The organism is Mucilaginibacter sp. GW822-FHT03E02, assembly GCF_058801545.1.
In genome coordinates this window covers 1,993,725-2,015,839 of sequence record NZ_JBXANJ010000001.1, presented here as the reverse complement: position 1 = coordinate 2,015,839, position 22,115 = coordinate 1,993,725, and the positions used below count along the sequence as shown (strand labels likewise).

At 42.9% G+C, this 22,115-nt stretch carries 20 protein-coding genes; all 20 read left to right on the top strand.

Annotated elements, in window-relative coordinates; genetic code table 11:
- The first annotated feature begins 504 nt into the window (after positions 1-504).
- The 20 genes from ilvD (at position 505) to AC1RM2_RS08435 (ending at position 21,512) form a co-directional block, all read left to right on the top strand.
- Positions 505-2,214, top strand: coding sequence for a dihydroxy-acid dehydratase (gene ilvD / locus AC1RM2_RS08530; RefSeq protein ID WP_492984586.1), 1,710 nt, complete (start codon positions 505-507; stop codon positions 2,212-2,214).
- A 99-nt stretch (positions 2,215-2,313) separates the two neighbouring features.
- Positions 2,314-4,068, top strand: coding sequence for a biosynthetic-type acetolactate synthase large subunit (gene ilvB, locus AC1RM2_RS08525; RefSeq protein ID WP_492984584.1), 1,755 nt, complete (start codon positions 2,314-2,316; stop codon positions 4,066-4,068).
- Between the two features lie 41 nt (positions 4,069-4,109).
- Positions 4,110-4,712: an acetolactate synthase small subunit gene (gene ilvN, locus AC1RM2_RS08520; protein WP_090643201.1), complete on the top strand. Its 603-nt coding sequence runs from the start codon at positions 4,110-4,112 to the stop codon at positions 4,710-4,712.
- A 293-nt stretch (positions 4,713-5,005) separates the two neighbouring features.
- Positions 5,006-5,578 carry a hypothetical protein gene (locus tag AC1RM2_RS08515; protein WP_492984583.1) on the top strand — a complete coding sequence of 191 codons (573 nt, stop codon included), beginning with the start codon at positions 5,006-5,008 and terminating at the stop codon, positions 5,576-5,578.
- A 78-nt stretch (positions 5,579-5,656) separates the two neighbouring features.
- Positions 5,657-6,715 (top strand): ketol-acid reductoisomerase, encoded by a 1,059-nt coding sequence (gene ilvC / locus AC1RM2_RS08510; protein ID WP_274211845.1) that lies wholly within the window; start codon positions 5,657-5,659, stop codon positions 6,713-6,715.
- Positions 6,716-6,932: 217 nt separating this feature from the next.
- On the top strand, positions 6,933-8,348 hold the full coding sequence (leuC, locus tag AC1RM2_RS08505) for a 3-isopropylmalate dehydratase large subunit (RefSeq protein WP_492984582.1): 1,416 nt from the start codon (positions 6,933-6,935) through the stop codon (positions 8,346-8,348).
- Positions 8,349-8,431: 83 nt separating this feature from the next.
- Complete coding sequence (locus AC1RM2_RS08500) at positions 8,432-8,752, top strand: antibiotic biosynthesis monooxygenase family protein (RefSeq protein WP_492984580.1); 321 nt, start codon at positions 8,432-8,434, stop codon at positions 8,750-8,752.
- Positions 8,753-8,771: 19 nt separating this feature from the next.
- Entirely contained in the window at positions 8,772-9,359 is a 588-nt protein-coding gene (gene leuD / locus AC1RM2_RS08495; RefSeq protein ID WP_492984578.1) for a 3-isopropylmalate dehydratase small subunit, read from the top strand.
- Positions 9,360-9,422: 63 nt separating this feature from the next.
- Positions 9,423-10,226, top strand: a complete 804-nt coding sequence (locus AC1RM2_RS08490; protein ID WP_492984577.1) for a class I SAM-dependent methyltransferase — start codon at positions 9,423-9,425, stop codon at positions 10,224-10,226.
- A gap of 52 nt (positions 10,227-10,278) precedes the next feature.
- Positions 10,279-11,370, top strand: a complete 1,092-nt coding sequence (gene leuB / locus AC1RM2_RS08485; protein WP_492984576.1) for a 3-isopropylmalate dehydrogenase — start codon at positions 10,279-10,281, stop codon at positions 11,368-11,370.
- Positions 11,371-11,449: 79 nt separating this feature from the next.
- Complete coding sequence (locus AC1RM2_RS08480) at positions 11,450-12,205, top strand: class I SAM-dependent methyltransferase (protein WP_492984575.1); 756 nt, start codon at positions 11,450-11,452, stop codon at positions 12,203-12,205.
- A 224-nt stretch (positions 12,206-12,429) separates the two neighbouring features.
- Positions 12,430-13,596 carry a 2-isopropylmalate synthase gene (locus tag AC1RM2_RS08475; protein WP_492984574.1) on the top strand — a complete coding sequence of 389 codons (1,167 nt, stop codon included), beginning with the start codon at positions 12,430-12,432 and terminating at the stop codon, positions 13,594-13,596.
- A 2-nt stretch (positions 13,597-13,598) separates the two neighbouring features.
- Entirely contained in the window at positions 13,599-14,849 is a 1,251-nt protein-coding gene (gene ilvA, locus AC1RM2_RS08470) for a threonine ammonia-lyase IlvA (protein WP_492984573.1), read from the top strand.
- A 264-nt stretch (positions 14,850-15,113) separates the two neighbouring features.
- A complete protein-coding gene (locus AC1RM2_RS08465; RefSeq protein ID WP_492984572.1) occupies positions 15,114-15,857 on the top strand; it encodes a hypothetical protein in 744 nt (247 codons plus the stop codon).
- A gap of 46 nt (positions 15,858-15,903) precedes the next feature.
- Entirely contained in the window at positions 15,904-16,473 is a 570-nt protein-coding gene (locus tag AC1RM2_RS08460) for a hypothetical protein (RefSeq protein ID WP_492984571.1), read from the top strand.
- A 353-nt stretch (positions 16,474-16,826) separates the two neighbouring features.
- Positions 16,827-17,474 carry a hypothetical protein gene (locus tag AC1RM2_RS08455; protein ID WP_492984570.1) on the top strand — a complete coding sequence of 216 codons (648 nt, stop codon included), beginning with the start codon at positions 16,827-16,829 and terminating at the stop codon, positions 17,472-17,474.
- A gap of 60 nt (positions 17,475-17,534) precedes the next feature.
- Positions 17,535-18,275 (top strand): hypothetical protein, encoded by a 741-nt coding sequence (locus AC1RM2_RS08450; RefSeq protein ID WP_492984568.1) that lies wholly within the window; start codon positions 17,535-17,537, stop codon positions 18,273-18,275.
- 322 nt (positions 18,276-18,597) lie between these two features.
- Positions 18,598-18,804 (top strand): hypothetical protein, encoded by a 207-nt coding sequence (locus AC1RM2_RS08445; RefSeq protein ID WP_492984567.1) that lies wholly within the window; start codon positions 18,598-18,600, stop codon positions 18,802-18,804.
- Positions 18,805-19,464: 660 nt separating this feature from the next.
- A complete protein-coding gene (locus AC1RM2_RS08440; RefSeq protein ID WP_492984566.1) occupies positions 19,465-20,910 on the top strand; it encodes an MFS transporter in 1,446 nt (481 codons plus the stop codon).
- 32 nt (positions 20,911-20,942) lie between these two features.
- On the top strand, positions 20,943-21,512 hold the full coding sequence (locus AC1RM2_RS08435) for a Crp/Fnr family transcriptional regulator (RefSeq protein ID WP_492984564.1): 570 nt from the start codon (positions 20,943-20,945) through the stop codon (positions 21,510-21,512).
- Positions 21,513-22,115: the final 603 nt, after the last annotated feature.

Below are 22,115 nucleotides of genomic sequence, written 5' to 3'. Positions count from 1 at the left end.
AAAATTAACAAAAGAAGCCGGATAGATGTGCGGATTTCAGATTAACTCCGTTGAGTGCTCCGCCGTTTCAGATGTGCAGATGTTATATTTTTTGATGCCTGGATTTTAGAATATAGACCTGCAGATTTTGACCCGAAGCGATTGTTGCTTCATCTGCATATCTGCACACCTGAAATCTGCACATCTGTCAAACTTTTCCGGTCACCAACCCCATTTTAGGAAGAAAATTGGCAATTTACTATGCATGCATAAAATATGTACCGAATACCGTTTTGAACTTTGGTCTATTTTGTTAAAAACTATGTTCTTTAAATAGTTTAAAATGCGTAATTTTATATTGTTAAATCAATATATTAAGATATATTATACTTTTTGAAAAAATAAATCCTGACTATTGTTATTCGCGGTTGCTATATCTACCTTACGTTTATTGATTCGAGCAATCATATAAACCTGGTCAACAAGCAGAATAATATACAAAGTTAGTCTATCCAAAAAATAAAAATGAGTTCATCATCAGATACTACAGCGGCTATAGAATTGAATAAGTATAGCAAAACCTTTACGCAAGACCCAACCCAGCCGGCCGCACAGGCGATGCTTTACGGGATTGGTTTAACCGACGATGATATGCGCAAAGCACAGGTCGGTGTGGCCAGTATGGGTTACGATGGCAACACCTGTAACATGCACCTGAACGATTTAGCAAAGGTCGTAAAACAAGGTATATGGGATGAGGACATGGTAGGCTTGATATTCCATACTATTGGCGTAAGTGATGGCATGAGCAACGGCACCGAAGGTATGCGCTATTCATTAGTGAGCCGTGATATTATTGCCGACTCGATTGAAGCTGTTACCGGTGCTCAGTATTATGATGGCTTAATTACTTTGCCGGGCTGCGATAAAAACATGCCAGGCTCTATTATGGCCATGGGGCGTTTAAACCGCCCGTCTATCATGGTTTACGGCGGTACTATTAAGCCTGGTCACTGGAAAGGCGAAGACCTGAACATTGTATCGGCATTTGAGGCCTTAGGCAAAAGGATGGCCGGCACCATTGAGGATGTTGATTTTATGGGCATCATTAAAAATGCCTGCCCAAGCGCGGGTGCTTGTGGTGGTATTTATACAGCTAATACGATGGCCGCAGCTATTGAGGCTTTGGGTATGAGCTTGCCTTACTCATCATCAAACCCGGCATTAAGCGAAGATAAAAAAGCTGAGTGCCTGGCAGCTGGCAAGGCTATCAAAATATTGTTAGAGAAAGACATCAAACCATCAGATATCATGACCCGCAAAGCATTTGAAAATGCTATGGTGGTAATTATGGTATTGGGCGGAAGCACTAACGCTGTACTGCACATGATAGCGATGGCTAAAAGTGTAGATGTAAAGGTAACCCAGGACGATTTTCAAACAGTAAGTAACCGTACCCCGGTATTGGCCGATATGAAACCAAGCGGTAAATACATGATGGAAGATTTGCATAACATTGGCGGTGTTCCGGCTGTGATGAAGTATTGTTTGGCGCAAGGCTGGTTGCATGGCGATTGCCTTACCGTTACCGGTAAAACCCTTGCCGAAAACTTAGCAGATGTACCCGAACTGGAGTTTGATACACAAAAAATTATATGGCCGGTTGAAAAACCAGTTAAAGCTACCGGTCACTTACAGATACTTTACGGCAATATTGCCGAAGGTGGAAGCGTAGCCAAGATCAGCGGTAAAGAGGGTACCCATTTTGAAGGCCCGGCCCGCGTATTTGATGGCGAGTTTGAACTGATACATGGCATACAAAGCGGCCGAGTCAAAAAAGGTGATGTGGTGGTTATCCGCAACGTAGGCCCTAAAGGCGCGCCCGGTATGCCCGAAATGCTTAAGCCAACATCGGCCATTTTTGGTGCAGGTTTAGGCAGCTCGGTAGCATTAATTACCGACGGACGCTTTAGCGGCGGCACACACGGTTTTGTGGTAGGCCACATCACCCCCGAAGCTTTTGACGGCGGCGCAATAGGCTTAATTAACGACGATGATAAGATCATTATTGATGCAACAACAAACAGGATCAATGTGATATTAACCGACGAAGAAATGGCAGCCCGTAAAGCAGCATGGCAACAGCCCGCTTTAAAGGTATCCAAAGGCTTATTATACCGCTACGCCAAAACAGTAACATCGGCAGCAGAAGGTTGCGTAACAGACGAAATGTAGCCCCCTAACCCCCTGAAGGGGGAACAGGAACATGGGCAAAAAAAACAATAAAATACACACTTAACACTCCCCCTTTAGGGGGCTGGGGGGCAAAAAAATATGGAGACGCAAACGATAGTTCAGGAAATCAGTGAAATCACAGATCAATCGGTGAAATCACAAGAAATAGAAGTTTCAGGATCGGTAGCATTATTGGAGGCATTGATTGTTGAAGGTGTTGATACCATCTTCGGTTATCCGGGTGGTGCAATTATGCCCATTTATGATGCTTTGTTTGATTACAACGATAAGCTGAACCATATCCTGGTCCGCCATGAACAAGGCGGCATCCATGCAGGGCAGGGTTATGCGCGTACATCCGGTAAAGTGGGTGTGGTGTTTGCAACCAGCGGTCCTGGTGCAACTAACCTGGTAACAGGCTTAGCCGATGCGCAAATTGACAGCACACCATTGGTATGCATCACCGGCCAGGTTTTCGCGCACCTTTTAGGTACCGATGCTTTCCAGGAAACCGATGTAATCAACATTACTACCCCGGTAACCAAATGGAACTACCAGGTAACCGATGCCAATGAGATCCCTGAAGTGATTGCCAAGGCTTTTTACATTGCCAAAAGCGGCCGTCCCGGACCAGTATTGATCGACATTACAAAGAATGCGCAGATTCAGCTGTTTAACTATAAAGGTTATACACCCTGCAACCATATCCGCAGCTACAGGCCAAAACCTATAGTTCGCCCGCAGTATATCCAGGAAGCTGCCGCTTTAATTAACGAAGCGAAAAAACCATTTATCCTTTTTGGACAAGGTGTAATTTTAGGCAGCGCCGAGCAGGAGTTTAAAGCTTTTGTTGAAAAAAGCGGGATCCCTGCGGCATGGACTGTTTTAGGCGCAGGCGCTATCCCAACAGATCATCCGCTAAATGTGGGCATGCTGGGGATGCACGGTAACTATGGCCCAAATGTGTTGACCAATGAATGCGATGTATTGATAGCTATCGGGATGCGTTTTGACGACCGTGTAACCGGCCGCCTTGATAAATATGCAAAACAGGCTAAGGTGATCCATTTGGATATCGACCCGGCCGAGATAGACAAAAACGTAAAATCAACCGTACCGGTTTGGGGCGATTGTAAGGAAACCCTGCCGTTGCTTACTGCATTGGTTGAGCAGAAACAGCATACCGAATGGCTTGCTAAATTCAATGAATACACCCGCCAGGAAGTGGAGCAGGTAATTGAACCTGAACTAAACCCAACATCGGCAGAAATGACCATGGGCGAGGTGATTAAGCAACTTAACGAAATAACCAAAGGCGAAGCTGTAATAGTTACCGATGTAGGCCAGCACCAGATGGTGGCCTGCCGTTATGCCCAATTCAACAATACCCGCAGCAACGTTACCAGCGGTGGTTTAGGTACTATGGGCTTTGCCCTGCCGGCTGCCATCGGTGCTAAATTTGGCGCGCAGCACCGCACTGTGGTAGCTATCATTGGCGACGGCGGTTTCCAGATGACCTGCCAGGAATTAGGTACAATTATGCAAAGCGGTATCGATGTAAAAATTATCATCCTGAATAACCGCTTCCTGGGTATGGTAAGGCAATGGCAGGAATTGTTTAACTCGCGCCGTTACTCATTTGTTGATATCCAAAGCCCGGATTTTGTGGCGCTGGCAGCAGCATACCGCATCCCCGGCAAGTGTATTGACGACCGTAAGGATCTTCCATCAGCATTAAATGAAATGCTGAGCAACAAGGGATCGTTCCTTTTAGAAGTAATGGTTACCAAAGAGAATAACGTATTCCCAATGGTACCGCAAGGTTGCAGTGTAAGCGAGATCAGGTTAAAATAGGCCCCCTAACCCCCTGAAGGGGGAACTTAAAAAAAGAAATCATGACCCAGGATACAGAAAAACAGGAATTTAACATCACGGTTTATACCGAAAACCAGATTGGTTTGTTAAACCGGATAGCCATTATATTTACGCGACGTAAAATCAATATCGATAGTTTGAATACATCTCCATCAGAGATAGAGCATATTCACCGTTTCAATATTGTGATCACCGAATCGGAAGATGTGGTACGCAAACTTACCCGCCAGATTGAAAAACAGGTAGAGGTATTAAAAGTATACTACCATACCAATGAAGATGTGATTTGGCAGGAAATGGCGTTATATAAAGTATCGACAGATGTGATTGCCGAGAAGGTAAGCGTTGAGCGTTTGTTACGTGAGAATGGCGCCCGTGCGGTGGTAATCCGTAAAGATTACACCGTGTTTGAAACCACCGGACATCGCGAAGAAACAGATAACCTGATCAGTATTTTGCAGCCTTACGGCCTGATTGAGTTTGTGCGCAGCGCACGTGTTGCAATTATTAAAGATAGTGACGGATTTAACCGTAAATTGCGCGAGTTTGAGCGCCTTGAACCGGGCGAAGACGTTATTGAGAACGAATATTTAAACCAGGGACAAAAAGTATTTACGATGTAAAAGCCCCCCGGCCCCCTGAAGGGGGAGTGAGGAATAATGTAATAAAAAATAACCATTACTGATAAATGGACGGCAAAAGGCATGTTAATTGGGAAGTATTTTATGAACTGCTTAAGGAGAGAACGCCTTTTTCCTTTTTAGGTATCATTTTTACTGCCCTTAGCATATTTGTTATCCTGCCCTTGTTATTAACGTTGACAACCGCGCTTAAAAAGCCCTACGAGAAATACGACTTTGACGCGATACAAAAAAACGGCACAGAAAAGAGAGCTAAAATAACTTACATCGGTGCAATGAATAATGTAAGCGTAAACGGTGAGCACCCTGAAATTATCAGTTATGAGTTTGAAGACAACGGTAAAATAGTTTCGGACAAATTTGCAACTTTTGACTTAGAAAAAGCCGCGAATTTTTCTGTTAGGGGTACGGTACAAGTGTTGAGTTATAATAACCAGTCGGTAATTAAAAACCTAAAACCATTTGGCTTTCCCTTTGGTCTGTTTTTTATTTTACCGGGTGTATTTTTAATATTAGGAGTAATTTTCCTTTTGGTTGGACTATTACCGGCATTAAAAAAATTCAAACTTTATAAAACTGGGAGAGTTGAAGAAGCTTACTTAGTATCGATAGTTTCCAACGCTGCCGGCCAAATGAGGAACAGATGGCGACAAAATTTTTTGGTAAACTATTATTTTCTGGACGGATTTGGGAGTAAAGTTTTTGGAAAGTCGGTAACAACAGATATGTTGCTGATAAATGAAAAGAAAGCCGGGGATAAGATTAAAATATTTGTTGATGAAAGTGATAGCAACAACACATGTCTGATACCAGGATTGGACGCAATGAAATACAATTGGAGTGTATAAACTTAAATAAATTATAAAATCAAAATCGGTGAAATCACCTATAAAACGGTGAAATCCCAAAAAACAAACAATAAAACAATGGCAAAATTAAATTTCGGCGGTACCGAAGAAAATGTGGTTACCCGCGATGAGTTCCCTTTATCAAAAGCTCAGGAAGTACTAAAAGATGAAGTTGTAGCAGTAATTGGCTATGGCGTTCAAGGTCCGGGCCAGGCGCTAAACCAAAAAGACAATGGCATCAATGTTATTGTTGGTCAGCGTAAAGGCACAAAAACATGGGATAAAGCTGTAAGCGATGGCTTTGTACCGGGCGAAACCCTTTTTGAAATTGAAGAAGCTTTACAAAGAGGAACAGTAATTTGCTACTTACTAAGCGATGCTGCACAAATTGCTTTATGGCCAACCGTAAAAAAACACCTTACTCCGGGTAAAGCATTATACTTCTCTCACGGGTTTGGTATTACTTTTAACGAGCAGACTGGTATTGTTCCTCCTGCTGATGTTGACGTATTTTTGGTTGCCCCTAAAGGTTCGGGTACTTCATTACGCCGTATGTTCCTGCAAGGCCGTGGCTTAAACTCAAGCTACGCTATTTTCCAGGATGCTACAGGCAAAGCGTTTGATCGTGTAATTTCATTAGGTATTGCTGTAGGTAGCGGTTACTTATTTGAAACCAACTTCAAAAAAGAAGTATTTAGCGATTTAACCGGCGAGCGTGGTACGCTGATGGGTTGTATCCAGGGTATTTTTGCCGCTCAGTACGATGTATTGCGTGCAAATGGTCACTCACCATCTGAGGCTTTTAACGAAACTGTTGAAGAGTTAACCCAATCATTAATGCCATTAGTTGCAGAAAATGGTATGGATTGGATGTATGCCAATTGCTCAACTACAGCACAACGTGGTGCTTTAGATTGGTGGAAAAAATTCCGTGATGCCACTAAACCGGTATTTGAAGAATTATACAAAAGCGTTGCAACCGGCAAAGAATCACAACGTTCAATTGATTTGAACAGCCAGCCGGATTACCGCGAAAAATTAGACGCCGAGCTGAAAGAATTACGCGAAAGCGAATTATGGCTTGCAGGTAAAACTGTACGCAGCTTACGCCCTGAAAACCAGGTTGTAGAAGCGTAGGTTTAGTAGTAAGTAGTTAGTATCAAGTAGTAAGATTTTTGACTTGCATGGTACTAACTACTTGATACTGTAATAGAGTGTATCAGGTATCGATACCGCTTATGCAGTCCTGATACTTGATACTTACTACTTGATACTATAATGTGGTATCAAAATCAAAAGGCCGCTCCCGTAGCTGTCTTATTACTTGATACTTACTACTTGATACTTTAACACCATGGGACAAACATTATTTGATAAGATATGGGATGCGCACGTCGTCAGTAGCAACGAGGGTTTTCCGGATATTTTATACATCGACACACACTTCATTCACGAGGTAACCAGTCCGCAGGCATTTGATGGTTTGCGCACCAGGGGTTTACCGGTTTTCAGGCCAAAACAAACAGTGGCCACTGCTGATCATAACGTTCCTACAATTAATCAGCACCTCCCGATAAAAGAAGAACTTTCCCGCTACCAGGTTGATATGCTCACCAAAAACTGTGCTGAATTTGGTATCGAGCTTTATGGTTTAGGTCACCCTTTCCAGGGTATCGTACACGTAATAGGCCCCGAGTTGGGGATTACTCGTCCGGGTGGCACTTATGTTTGCGGCGATAGCCATACTTCAACACACGGCGCCTTTGGTGCCATAGCGTTTGGTATAGGCACCTCACAGGTTGAGCAGGTGATGGCAACGCAATGTTTGCTGCAATCGCGCCCAAAACGTATGAAGATTGAGGTTAACGGCAAGCTGCAAAACGGTGTTGGCGCAAAAGATATCATTCTGTATATCATCTCCAAAATCTCTGCCGCCGGCGGTACAGGCTACGCGGTAGAATATGCCGGCGACACCATCCGTGCATTAAGTATGGAGGGCCGTATGACCATCTGTAACATGAGCATCGAAATGGGTGCCCGTTGCGGATTAATAGCTCCTGATGATACAACCATTGAATATGTAAAAGGCCGCGAATTTGCCCCTAAAGGTGAAGAGTGGGACAAAGCAGTAGCTTACTGGAAAACTTTATACTCTGACAAAGATGCTCAGTTTGATGAAGTATTATCCTTTAAAGCCGAAGATATTGAGCCAATGATCACGTACGGAACAAATCCGGGTATGGGTATTGGCGTTACACAACACGTTCCCGAAACTGCTTCGTTCGAGGCAAAAGAACAGGGATCATACAAAAAAGCCCTTGATTACATGGGCCTGCATGATGATGAACAATTATTAGGCAAACCTATTGATTATGTTTTCATCGGCAGCTGCACCAACTCGCGCATTGAAGACCTGCGCCAGGTGGCCGAATTTGTAAAAGGCAAACACAAAGCAGATAACGTAGTGGTATGGGTAGTTCCCGGCTCCAAACAGGTACAGGAACAAGCCATCCGCGAAGGACTGGATAAAATATTTGATGCCGCAGGCTTCCCGCTTCGCGAACCTGGCTGCAGTGCATGCCTGGGTATGAATGAGGATAAGATCCCGGCAGGTAAATATTGCGTATCTACCTCCAACCGCAATTTTGAAGGCAGACAGGGACCAAACAGCCGCACCTTCCTGGCAAGCCCTTTAACAGCGGCTGCAAGTGCGATTACGGGGGTTGTGACGGATATCAGGGAGTTTTTGTCTGAATCAGAATTTGCATAAATAGATAAGAGACGTGAGATATGAGATTTGAGACAGCTTCAAAAATCTCATATCTCACATCTGGTATCTCAAATCTAAATAAAGTGATACTCGAAGTTGCCATACTCAACGTGATACCCGGCCAGGAGGATGACTTTTTAAGAGCATTTTCACAAGCACAAGGCATCATATCAAAAATGGCCGGTTATCAATCTCACCAAGTAAAAAGATGTATTGAGCATACCAGCCAATTCATTTTATTGGTTGAATGGGAAAAACTTACCGACCATACAGTTGGCTTCAGAGAATCAAAAGAATACCAGGAATGGAAAGGTTTATTACATCATTTTTATAACCCTTTCCCAACTGTAGAACATTACACGGATATTGAAATGGCGGACGAAAGTCTCAAATCTCATATCTGACATCTCAAATCTAAAAAAGATGAGTACCAAAATATTCAAACACATACAAACCAGCGTGGTGCCTTTGCCTATCGAGAACATCGATACGGACCAGATTATCCCTGCGCGGTTTTTGAAAGCCACTACCCGCGAGGGCTTTGGCAATAACTTATTTCGCGATTGGCGTTTTGATGGCGATGATAACCCTAAACAGGATTTCGTGCTCAACAACCCAAACTATAGCGGTAAAATACTGGTTGCAGGCAAAAACTTTGGTTGCGGCAGTAGCAGAGAGCATGCTGCCTGGGCCATTGCCGACTATGGCTTTGATGCCGTAGTGAGCAGCTTTTTTGCCGATATTTTTAAAGGCAACGCCCTTAACAACGGCTTGCTACCCGTACAGGTGAGCGAAGATTTTTTAAAGAAGATCTTCGACGCGGTGTATGCTGATGAACACGCTGTAGTTGAAATTGACCTGGTAGACCAGTTCATCCGCCTGGTAACTACCGGCGAGCAGGAAAGCTTTGAGGTTAACCCCTACAAAAAAGCCTGCATGACCAACGGCTACGATGATATAGACTACATCCTGAGCAAAAAGGAATTGATCCAGGAATTTGAAAATAAGTAGTGAGTTATAAGTGCTGAGTTATGAGTTTAAAAATGACTCAATGACCAGCGAAGCAATGACCCAATGACAACAACCAACAAGCATATACAACGCGAAGGCAAAGGCACCGCAAAGTTATTTGACGAACGTAGTTTGGCGAATGATTATGCAACGCTCGCTTCTGCCCTAAAACCTGGTTTGCGGGTGTTGGATGTGGGTTGTGGTACGGGGGCGATATCTAAAGATATAGCCGCTAAAGTTGGGGATACCGGTCATGTTACGGGTATTGATAATACGGAGTATTTTATACAAAGCGGCAGGGAAACTTACGCTTCGGTAAAAAACCTTGATTTGATTTATACCGACCTGTTTGCTTTTGAACCCGAAGAAAAGTTCGACCTAATTGTAGCGGCAAGGGTTTTACAATGGCTGAACAACCCTGTTGAAGCTTTGAAAAAAATGTATTCGTTGCTAAAACCAGGCGGAACAGTTTCTATATTGGATTATAACCATGAAGCGCTGGAATGGCAGCCGCAACCGCCGCCAAGCATGCTGCGGTTTTACGCTACCTTTTTAAGGTGGCGTGGCGATGCCGGTATGAACAACCACATAGCCGAAGACCTGCCCGGATATTTTGAAGAAGCCGGTTTTACCAATATCGCGGAGTTTAACGCCGACGAGGTTTACCAAAAGGGCGAGGAAAACTTTACCAACAAAGCAGGCATCTGGGCTAAAGTAGCCATGTCGAAACAAATGGTAGAGGAAGGTTATATTGACGACGAGCTACGCTTGTTAGCGATAGATGAATACACCGAATGGGTAGCAACCGACGCCGAGCGCATGGTAATGAAACTAAAAGAAATACGCGGCATAAAACCGCTATCATAATATTAAACTATAACAAAACATTCCCCTTCAGGGGGTTAGGGGGCTGGGCTTCATGAAAAAACACATTTTAGTAATACCCGGCGACGGGATAGGTCCCGAGGTTACCACCTGGGGTAAAGCGGTTTTAGAAAAAATTGGCCACGATTTTGGCCATGAGTTTACTTTCGACGAAGCCCTGATGGGCCACGCCGGTATCGAGGCTACGGGTAACCCGCTGCCCGATGAAACTTTGGCAAAAGCAAAAGCCAGTGATGCCATTTTATTTGGCGCCATCGGTCACATAAAATATGATAATGATCCATCTGCCAAGGTTCGCCCCGAGCAGGGATTATTGAAGATCCGTAAAGAACTGGGCTTGTATGCCAACCTGCGCCCTATCATGTTATTTGATGAGCTGCTGGATGCATCGAGCCTGAAACCGGAAATTTTGAAAGGTACCGACATACTTTTCTTCCGGGAACTTACCGGCGACGTTTACTTCGGAGAGAAAAAACGCAGTGAAGACCGCAATACCGCATCAGATCTGATGATCTATTCCCGCTACGAAGTTGAGCGCATCGCCATTAAAGCCTACGAAGCTGCCATGGTACGCGGTAAAAGATTATGCTCTGTTGATAAAGCCAACGTGCTGGAGGCATCACGCCTGTGGCGCGAGGTGGTACAGGAGATAGCCAAAAAATATCCCGAGGTTGAAACCGAGCACATGTTTATTGATAATGCCGCCATGCAGCTGGTTAAAAACCCTAAAAAGTTTGATGTGGTGTTAACCGCCAACCTTTTTGGCGATATTTTAACTGATGAAGCATCGCAGATTGCCGGCTCAATGGGCATGCTGGCATCGGCATCAATTGGCGATGGTACCGGATTTTTTGAGCCTATCCACGGTTCGGCACATGACATTGCCGGCATGGATAAAGCCAACCCGCTGGCATCTATATTATCTGTAGCTTTGATGTTAGAGATCAGCTTCGGCCTTAAAGACGAAGCCAAATTAATCACAGCTGCCATCGATAAAACGCTGAAAGAAGGCTACCGCACCGGCGATATTGCCGATGCAAAAACCGACAAGAGCAAAATTTTAGGCACTAAAGCAATGGGGCAAAAGGTGCTTGAGTATTTAGCCCCACCCAACCCTCCCCGGTAGGGAGGGCTTTAAAAAGTCGATTTTAAGTAACAATTAACTAAAAAGTCTCCCCTACCGGGGGAGATTTAGAGGGGGCTATATGAAGTGGAACGCTGATTTATACGACCAGAAACATGCCTTTGTATTTCAATACGGGGAGGATGTTTTGGCTTTGCTGGATGTTAAACCCGGCGAGCATGTCCTGGATATTGGTTGCGGCACCGGCCACTTAACCAAGCAGATACAGGATAAAGGCGCCATTGTAAAAGGCACCGATAATTCGCCTGATATGATAGCGCAGGCAAAAAAACTGTTCCCCGGTGTTGATTTCGCGGTAGAGAATGCTGCCGATTTTTATACCGAACAAAAGTACGATGCCGTGTTCAGCAACGCTGCCCTGCACTGGGTTTTGGATGCCAATGGTGCTATCAAGAGCATTTACAACGCCCTTAAACCCGGCGGTCGTTTTGTGGCCGAAATGGGCGGCAAAGGCAACGTAGCCAAACTATTGGAGGCCATCCGCTTGGTACTGCAAAATCATGGCTACCCTGATAAAGCCGAAACCAAAGTATGGTATTTTCCGTCCACAGCCGAATACGCCAAACTACTGGAAGACCACGGTTTCCGGGTAACTTTTACCGCCCATTACGACCGTAAAACCCCGCTACAGGATGGCGACCAGGGCGTAGCCAAATGGGTAACCATGTTTGGCGCCCAGTTTTTAGAAGGCATCCCCGAAGAAGAAAAAGAACAAATATTAGCCGAGATCACCAAAAAACTGGAACCATACTATAACGAAGGCGGTCAATGGTACGCAGATTATAAAAGGCTTCGTTTTGTGGCTGTAAAGGAATAGCTTGTTTAGTAGTAAGTATCAAGTAGTAAGATTTTTTTTCGCTTCTTCATAATTTGATTCCTACACTAAATCAACAATAAAAAGTATGTCGTTGGTCGAGATTTTTAAAAGATGTTTTGATTGACGATATTTATAGATTAATAACAAATTGAAGTAGCAACACGTCGCGTAGCAGGAGCAATCTTACTACTTGATACTTACTACTTACTACTAAAAAGAAAATTATGTTACACGATCCCAACCGCGTTTATGTTTTTGATACCACGCTTCGCGATGGCGAGCAGGTACCAGGGTGCCAGTTAACCACCCCCGAAAAGATTGAGATAGCAAAAGAACTGGAACTACTGGGCGTGGATATTATTGAAGCCGGTTTCCCGGTTTCAAGTCCGGGAGATTTTCAGAGTGTTGTCGAAATTTCGAAGGCGGTAACCAACCCTACGGTTTGTGCGCTTACCCGTGCCAACAAGGGCGATATTGATGCCGCTATCGAATCATTAAAATATGCCAAACATCCGCGCATCCATACCGGTATCGGCTCGTCGGATATGCACATCAAGCATAAATTCAACAGCACCCGCGAGGAGATTTTGGAGCGTGCCGTTGAAGCCGTAAAATATGCCAAACGCGCGGTAGAAGATATCGAGTTTTATGCCGAAGATGCCGGCCGCGCCGATGTGGTTTACCTGGCCCAAATGGTGGAGGCTGTTATTGCTGCCGGTGCTACCGTGGTAAACATCCCCGATACCAATGGCTACTGCCTGCCCGATCAGTATGGTGCCAAGATCAAATTCCTGAAAGAGAACGTTAAAAACATAGATAAAGCCATCATCTCGGTACATTGCCATAACGATTTGGGTTTGGCCACCGCCAACTCCATAGCCGGCTTACAAAACGGTGCCCGCCAGATAGAAGGCACCATCAACGGCATTGGCGAACGCGCCGGGAATACCTCTATCGAAGAAGTGGTCATGATCCTGAAAGTGCACCAGGTGCTGGGCCTGAAAACCAATATCGATTCTAAACGGTTTTATGAACTAAGCCAGATGATCCGTACGCAAATGCGCATGCCGGTACAGCCTAATAAGGCTATTATAGGCAGTAACGCTTTTGCGCACAGCTCGGGCATTCACCAGGATGGTTTCCTGAAAATGCGCGAAAATTACGAGATCATTCGCCCTGAAGATGTAGGCTTTCCGAGCGCCACAATAGTGCTAACCGCGCGCAGCGGCAGGCATGCTCTGAAGTTCCACCTGGAACGCCTTGGCTTTAGTTTAGATAAAGAGGAACTTGCCCAGGTATACAACAAGTTTTTAACGCTTGCCGATGTCAAGCTTGATATAAATGACGAAGACCTGCAGGGCTTAATGGCCCACAGGCTGGTAAAAAATTAATAATGGAAACCGAAACCAAAAACCTGCTCGATTTCGATTCGGCTTACGAACGATTGAAAGGGGTTGTTAAACGCACTCCGCTGGAGTATAATGCCGGCTTATCGGCCAAATACGAGTGCGAACTATATTTAAAACGAGAAGACTTACAAATAGTACGCTCCTACAAACTGCGTGGCGCTTATAACATGGTCAGCCAGCTTACACAGGACGAGCTTGACCGCGGCGTAGTTTGCGCCAGCGCCGGTAACCACGCGCAGGGTGTGGCCTTTAGCTGCAGCCGACTGGGCACCAAAGGCGTAATTTTTATGCCCGAAATTACCCCCAAGCAAAAAGTTACCCAAACCGAAATGCACGGCAAGGGCAATATCGAGATCATTTTAACCGGCGATACCTTTGACGATTGCCTGCGCGAGGCTTTGATATATACCGAAGCCCACCAGATGACGTTTATCCCGCCTTTTGATAATTACCGCATCATAGAAGGCCAGGGAACAGTAGGGGTAGAGATACTGCAGGACCTGCCCGGCATCGAAGCCATCATTATGCCCATAGGCGGTGGCGGTTTAGCGGCCGGCACAGGCACCTACCTCAAGCAACACGTACCGGGCATTTTCCTGGCCGGTGTAGAGCCCGAAGGCGCGCCATCTATGCTGGAAGCCTTTGAACACGGCGGCCCGATCACCCTAAAGGAAATTAACCGCTTTGTTGATGGCGCCGCCGTAAAATGCGTAGGCAAGCTCACCTACAACCTTTGCCAGCAGGTATTAGACGAAATGCTGCTGGTACCCGAAGGCAAAGTGTGCACCACTATATTGAAGTTGTACAACGAAGACGCCATTGTGGTTGAACCCGCCGGCGCCTTGTCTGTAGCGGTACTTGATGCATGCAAGGATAAGATAAAAGGCAAAAAGGTAGTTTGCGTAATCAGCGGCGGTAATAATGACATCGCCCGCATGCAAGAGATCAAAGAAAAATCCCTGCTGTACGAAGGCCTGAAACACTACTTCATCGTCCGCTTCCCGCAGCGCCCGGGAGCATTGAAACTGTTTGTAAACAACGTATTAGGTCCGCAGGATGATATTACCCGTTTCGAGTTCATCAAAAAAACCGAAAAAGAAAACGGCCCCGCCCTGGTAGGCATCGAACTGCGCAACGCAGGCGATTACCCCGCCCTCCTCAACCGCATGGCCGCCCACCGTTTCGACGTTATCGAGTTGAATAAAGATCAAACGCTGTTTGAGTATTTGGTGTAACTGGAGGCAAAAGGATAAAGGTAAAAGGCGAAAGGTAATACTCCTGAACCATTCTACGCTATGTCATTATAAGGCACGAAGCAACCTCCTCGCATGCCGTTCAAGCCAGTTGCTTACCCCAAAATATCAAAGCCTCCCGAAGCCAAAAACTCCGGGAGGCTTTTTGTTTACCCCAAAGTCATGCCGAACTTGTTTCGGCACCCCACAGGACAGGTAAGCCGTTACATTAAAAAGAGTAATAAATATTACCTACCTTAGTTACACATGAAACCTATAACCACCTGTTACACCCTGTTTATAATATTATTAGCCTTTGCCGCCTGCCAGCCGAATTTAAAATCACGTACAAACCACGCCATCGAGACCGCGAAGTCTCACTTTTCAAACCTCGGTGTTGTAAGTGCCCGGGAATATGAATTAGTAAGGAAACTCGAAATAACATCTCCAAACGCTACCATCCAATTACTGCAGCCCACCAGGCAAAGTGACGGCGAAGGACAGATTATAGTTTTATCAAATGCCCGAAACCAGTTTTATGCAGTGCCCTTGCCGCCTACCAGGTATAAAAGCTATTGGAATTTTGTTTACGATACAACCCCGGCCCTTAAGGCACTAAGAACAAAAACATTTGAAATCGAATTGAATAAAGCGCTCGATACATTGGGACTAAACACAGGATACGACGGCTTCAAAGTTCTTAACGAACTATTTGCTTCTGTTTTACAGGCCCGGCAAATATCCAGGTTTGATACACCGGCATTAAAACTCATGGATATAGGGCCCCATTCATATCCCGATAGCTGTGTTGACATGATAAATAAAACTTACGAACAATTGGTAAAGCCCATTAGGGAAGATAAATATTGGTTCGGTCATTTATATATAGATAATTTTAATCGCATTCTACAAGTCAATTTCTTGCCGCTCAAAAAAGATAAAAAGACATATTACCATTTTAGTTTATTCAGGAGACCGTGTGTTTTGGATGTAAAGCCTTTGTATTTGTAGTAGTTAAAGCAACAACGCACGCCAGCCCCCCCCTTATCCACCCAAAATGAAATTGATATCCCTGTTACTGCTTTCCATCCTCCTTCAAGCATCCGCATCAGCCCGAAATACTGCCGGGCACAATCTTAACGTAAATCATGATTCCGTTGGCCTTTACCAGTACCGACACACCAGGGTTTTGAACAGCTTTTGTAAAGTTTTAACGCAGCTCAAAAAACGTTTTGCCCCGGTTTATGATTTCAAAGATCCATTCACGCAGTTTGGAGTAAACGGGAAAAAGCCCAAAGCCTTTTTTATTTACGACCTGGTAGATACTTTAAATAACTCCATGAACGGGCTTGTTAGCTTTAAAGAGGGGCATATTTACCATTTTGCACCATTAGAGCAGTACGAGTCCTTTTCAAACATCTGCATTTTATTCCATGGCAAGTTCGCTTTCTTTAAAGCCATAAATTGTAAAAAAGGCATCAATACAATCAACCAGGTAATTGCCTACCTTAAACAAAATTTAAAAAACTCCCCCGACTTTGAAGGCATCCTAAACAGAACAGCCAATTACCGCCATTTCGGGCGATATTTTAAAACTGATTCGTCTGCCTGCTTTTGCGAGTACTGATTTGATGGGTTGGCGGTTTGTTTAAGTCCGATGTTGCAACTAATATTTGACCGGCCAATTTTAAAATTTTATTTTCTATCCCCGCCATGCAAGCTTTTTGACTTTTGAATTTTAACTTTTGAATTTAAAGAGCGTTCCCTGCGGGCCGGGTTTTCCGCTCATACGCGCACAAGGCCTTAGGCGCAAGGCAGGTATCCGCTGCAACCCCTAACGCGGTGATTGGGGTAATATGGAATTTATATAATGAACTATTATTATGAGATAAATGTTTGTGGATTTTGAGAAAAATAGGTAGTGCTTCTTTCTAACTAAATAGTATATATTTACTCATATTATAATCTAAACCAAATCTAATGACACCTGATATTTTATTTGATCAAATTGTCAATCACTATACTCTGGCTCAAAAAGTTACAAACGCATATAAAGCTGAAAACATATACCGAGACAGACAACACAGTATTGCATCAGTATTAGAAGATTTAATTGCCCATTTCATACATAAGCATATATCAGCTAAGTTCCCTGATTTCCTTATGTATATCATGATAGATTATGGCATACAAATCGGATCTGAAAGGCTCATTCCCGATATTGCAATAATCATAAATAAAGACCGCCTTATTTTAGCATCTTATTTAGATATAAAAACTGATTTAGGGTATAAGCGTAATTACTTTACGATTTTCAAAAATATTGAGCAGAAAATCCTAAGTCTTAGACAGGCTACTTTTACCGATAAAAATAGTGGTTTGGTTTATATATCGCCAAACCTTAAATGGAGAACAATTGTGGTCTCTGATCGAAATATATCATCTGAACTGCTAAGACAAAATAAAATAGAAGCTGAAAGTTTTAGTGATACATTTTCATTATATTTTTTATCTGGTAATTCCCATCCGAATAGTAAGTTAAGGGAACTAATTAAAATTCATGGTGATTCTGTGGATGCACTTTTATCCGAAATTGAACAAGACATCAGGTCTGCGATTGCGGTCTGAACTCAATATAATCAAAAAATAAATTTAGACTATAAATTTTTATACATATAAGTCATTCTTATGGATACTGATAAAGAACAATTATCCCAATCATTTAAGCTCACATTATCGAATTCAGCCGAGATCGCGGGATTTATTGTTGCTTTAGGAATAGTATTCTCTTTAATAAGAACTTATTTCTACTATGTAATATTCCTTCACGTTCCTGTATTTCAGTATTTGGAAGCAAGCGAATTAGTCATAATAGCCCCAACAGAAATATTTTGGGCACTGTATGTAAGTTCAATTGCGTCAATAGTGTTTATATTTAACAGCAAGCAATTTATCAAATTCGAAAAATGGGGCTATTCTGCATTCTTACTTGCTTTTGTCGTAATTATTACAAAATTAGCCATGGCCAATGAACCTATTTTAGGAAAGCTTGAATCTATATTTTGCAATCATCCATGGTTTTTGCTACCCTTCGTTTTATTTGTCGCTTTTTCTGTCTTACTTTTTAACCACGTAAAAAATGATAACTTTCTAAAAAGAAATATTTATTTGTCAATATGCATTATTTCAATTTATTATGCGGTATTCGATGCATGGAGTAACTATGATGTTCTGAAACAACCACAAAATTATTCGCATTTAGTAATCAAAATTAAAAGCGAAAAAACAAGAATTAAAACTAATCGCAATTTAATGTACGCTGGCAGGACTAATAATTATTGGTTTCTATATGATAACAAAAACCACTTTGTTCGAGCTATAAAAAATGAAGATGTTGAGTTTATTGATTTTGATATTGACAATAAATGAAGGCTTTTAACAAATACTTTTTGACTTTACTTCCGGCATTCATGGTTACGGTTTCCATAGCACAGACCAATCAAAAAAGACCGCCGCTTGATTCAGGTTATTTAAAAATCAATCGAAATAACGATTCTTTAGAAAAGCGATTGAGAGCAGTCCCTTTTAGCACAAGTCTTGAGCGATAGCCTACCGCGTGGATGACTTGTGATTTATATCCTGTCTCGTCCTAAAATAGGTTTACAGTTTAATCGCTATCTTCGCCCATACACTTGTTTAGAAAAAAATCCATGAGCTAGTTGTCGTAAATTTGAGCTTAATTTGCCTTAAGTTGCATAAAGATGATCATGACATACAGCCATATGAAATTGAAGCATCTAGTTTGGCTGAAGATTATTATGGTAAGAATGCAAGATTAAAACAAGCCAATATCCCGACTTATCGCACTAATCCAGAGTTACAACCAAAAACTTTTAATGAAGCAATGAATGATGTACACCGAGATTTTAACCGTTGGGCCCAATGGGCTGGGAATTAACGTTTTTAAGAGGCTGATCATTCCAATGTTGTGTTTTTTTCTACAATCTTGTGTAATTGATCCTAGGCCAGCTTTAAATGTTACGATAATAAACCATTTAAAATATCCCGTCTATTTTGATATGTTAAATGACTGTGATTCTTGCGATATAGAACAGGATGTGCGTTTTTTTTGCGAAGGGTCGAATGACACTACTTCATATCCGCGAGTTTTAAATGCAGGGAACAGTATAGTAGTCTTTACTAAACTAAAACATGTCGCAAAATTACGTATTATTAATGCAGATTCATTAAATAACTATTGTAGTATAGAGCGTAGACAAAATATATTCAGAAAGCCGTGGGTTAAAGTGCTTTTAGATACTGTAGACCAGAATAACAAAACCTGCAAATTCATCTTAAAATAGTCATTTAGTGCCAGTAGTTGAAAGACATAGATGTTGGTGCCCCCCTTTACGCAAGTCTTGAGCGGTAGCCCGGTGGCCGGATGACTTGTGACTTGTTTAAAAAAAAGTCCCTGGCCCAATAATCGATCACAAGTCATCTGCCCGCTGCCCTTTGCACAAGACTTGCGCTAAATTGCTGTATAATGTTTCCGCAGCCCTTTCATTTTTTAACATACATCAATGTTTATTCATTTTCTGTTCTTCAATTTTGTGGCATGAAAACAGGAACATTAGAAAGTTTGCGCAGCACTGGCATAGTAGAAAATTATACCGACAATCTCTCCAACGTGAAAATTGCAATTGCCGGCATTTCTATAAGCTTGTTTATGATGAACCTGGATACAAGCATTGTGAGCGTAGGGTTACCAACAATGATTAAAAGCCTTAAAACAACTTTTGCTTCGGCACAATGGTTTGTGCTGGCTTACTTGCTTGTGCTTACCGCTTTAATTACGGCTGCAGGGCGGCTTGGCGATATTGTTGGTAAAAAGAAATTGTACCTGGCGGGCATAGCCATATTTACAATAGCATCCTTACTTTGCGGTGTATCCAATAGTGCAACATTATTTATCTTGTTTCGCGGTTTACAAGGTTTGGGGGCAGCTTTAATATTGGCTTTAAGCATGGCCATTGCAACCGAGATTACGCCTAAAAGCCAGCTGGGCAAAATAATGGGTGTTTTATCAACAATAACAGCGCTGGGCATTGCAAGCGGGCCAACCATTGGCGGCATATTGCTTTCAACTTTTGGGTGGCAAGCTATGTTTTTGGTAAACATTCCTTTTGGAATAACGGCTTACTTATTGGGCTACAAATACATAACCAGCTCCACCATTAAAAAACGCGTACCCATTGATAGCCTCGGAATAATTTTATTGGCAGTAACCCTATCGTGCTACTGCTTTGGTATCACGATGGTTGAAAAAAGCGGTTTTAGCAATCCCATTGTTTTAACTTTATTAGTAGTTACTGTTATTGGCATATTTACATTTATTTGGTTAGAGAAAAGAATAGCCCATCCTTTAATAAACGTAACCATTTTTAAAAACCGGCTTATTAGCAGAAACCTGGTTACCACGGTGCTTGTTTATACCGTAATTATTACAACTGTAATTTTGCCGCCGTTTTATCTTTCAAAAGCAGCAGGTTACAGCCTTGTGCAGGTTGGGCTAATTATGTCGTTCGGGCCTTTATTAACTGTGGCGCTTAGTATTTATGCCGGCAAAATTGCTGATAGGTACGGTGCAAAAAATGTGATGTTTTACGCCGTAGTTACCATAGCAATAGGATGCTTTTGCATGAGTACAATTACCCCGGCCCAAAATATTGGAGGCTATCTGTGGCGGATCGGAATTATTGCGCTGGGATTGAATTTCTTTAAAACCCCCAACAACACCGTTGTAATGGAAGTAGCACAACCCGACCAACGCGGCTTATTAAGCGGCTTTTTGTCACTGTCGCGAATTTTAGGGCAAATAACCGGGACAACAGTTATGGGCGTTATCTTCGCTGTTTTGTCGGGAGTGTCGGGCACTTCAAAAATCAACAGTTCGCCCCAGGCAATTACTTATGGTTTTAACAAGGTGTTTTTGATAAACGCATTTATAGTATCGTTTGCCGCATTGTTAATCTATCCCAGGTTCGTTAAGCAAAATGCCTAATTTTAACCAATAATAAATCCGATTGAATGTTTATGAAAAAAACATTAGCCAAATACATTCTGCAAAAAGTTAACATCAACGATGATGATTTGCAGCTCATTCTTTCGTATTTTAAACCCCGTACGGTTAAAAAGAAAGAAATTTTACTGCACGAGGGCGATTTGTCGAACAGGATGTATTTTGTTGTGAAAGGCTGCCTGCGAATTTATTTTATAAAGGACGTAGGCACAGAAGTTACCCGGAGGATCATATTTGAAAATGATGCGTCGTCGTCAATGGTGTCTTTTATTACCGGGAATCATTCAAAGGAATATATTGAAGCCGTAATGGACTCTGAACTGCTTTATATGGATAAAAAGGATTTTTACCATTTGGTAGAAACCATGCCCATATGGGAGAAATTTTATCGCCATCAATTAGAATACGCCTACGTAGTAAACACCAATAGGTTAATGAGTTTTATTACCAACGATGCCACAGAACGCTATTTATTATTGCTTAAAGAAAACCCGGAAATAATAAAACGCCTGCCAAACAGGCTGGTGGCTAATTATTTGAATATTACACAAGAAGGGTTAAGCCGGTTGAAATCAAAATTATAGCATGCGCTGCTAATAATGAATGGTAAAGCCCTCCTTTAACGCAAATCTTCTGCGCACTTCCTATCTGCCCGTGGATAAAATTATTCGGCTTTGCATCAGCTAACTACATGTTTTATGCATAAACAATAGTTATTTGTCCCCGCATACAAATCACGATGCTGTTGCAAAACACCCGGCCCAAACCCAGCCCACAGCCTGCGTTAGGGGTAGCAGCGGATACCTGCCCGCGCCTAAGGCCTGTGTAGTATGAGCGGATGACCCGGCCCCGACTTCTACCGGTTGGGGAAACGCCCGGGGAAAAGAGCTCTGGAGATTAGAATCAAGAATTAAGACTTTTGGTGTAAAACCTGGGCGCTCTGCTGATGGATACGCAATATATGGGCCGTACCTACGGCACTCAATCATCTGCTTTTTATTTTACCACGGGTTAAAACCCATGGCTACAACACCGGCCGAACCTACGGTTCTTTTTATGGAATGTTTGTTTAGGAGGGATTTAAGCAGCTGTTGCAATATTGCCGGGATGATACCTATTGTAGCCGGGTAAATGAAATCATAATTGCTGCTAAGAGCCGTAGGCTCGCAACATGTTGTAGCAACGGG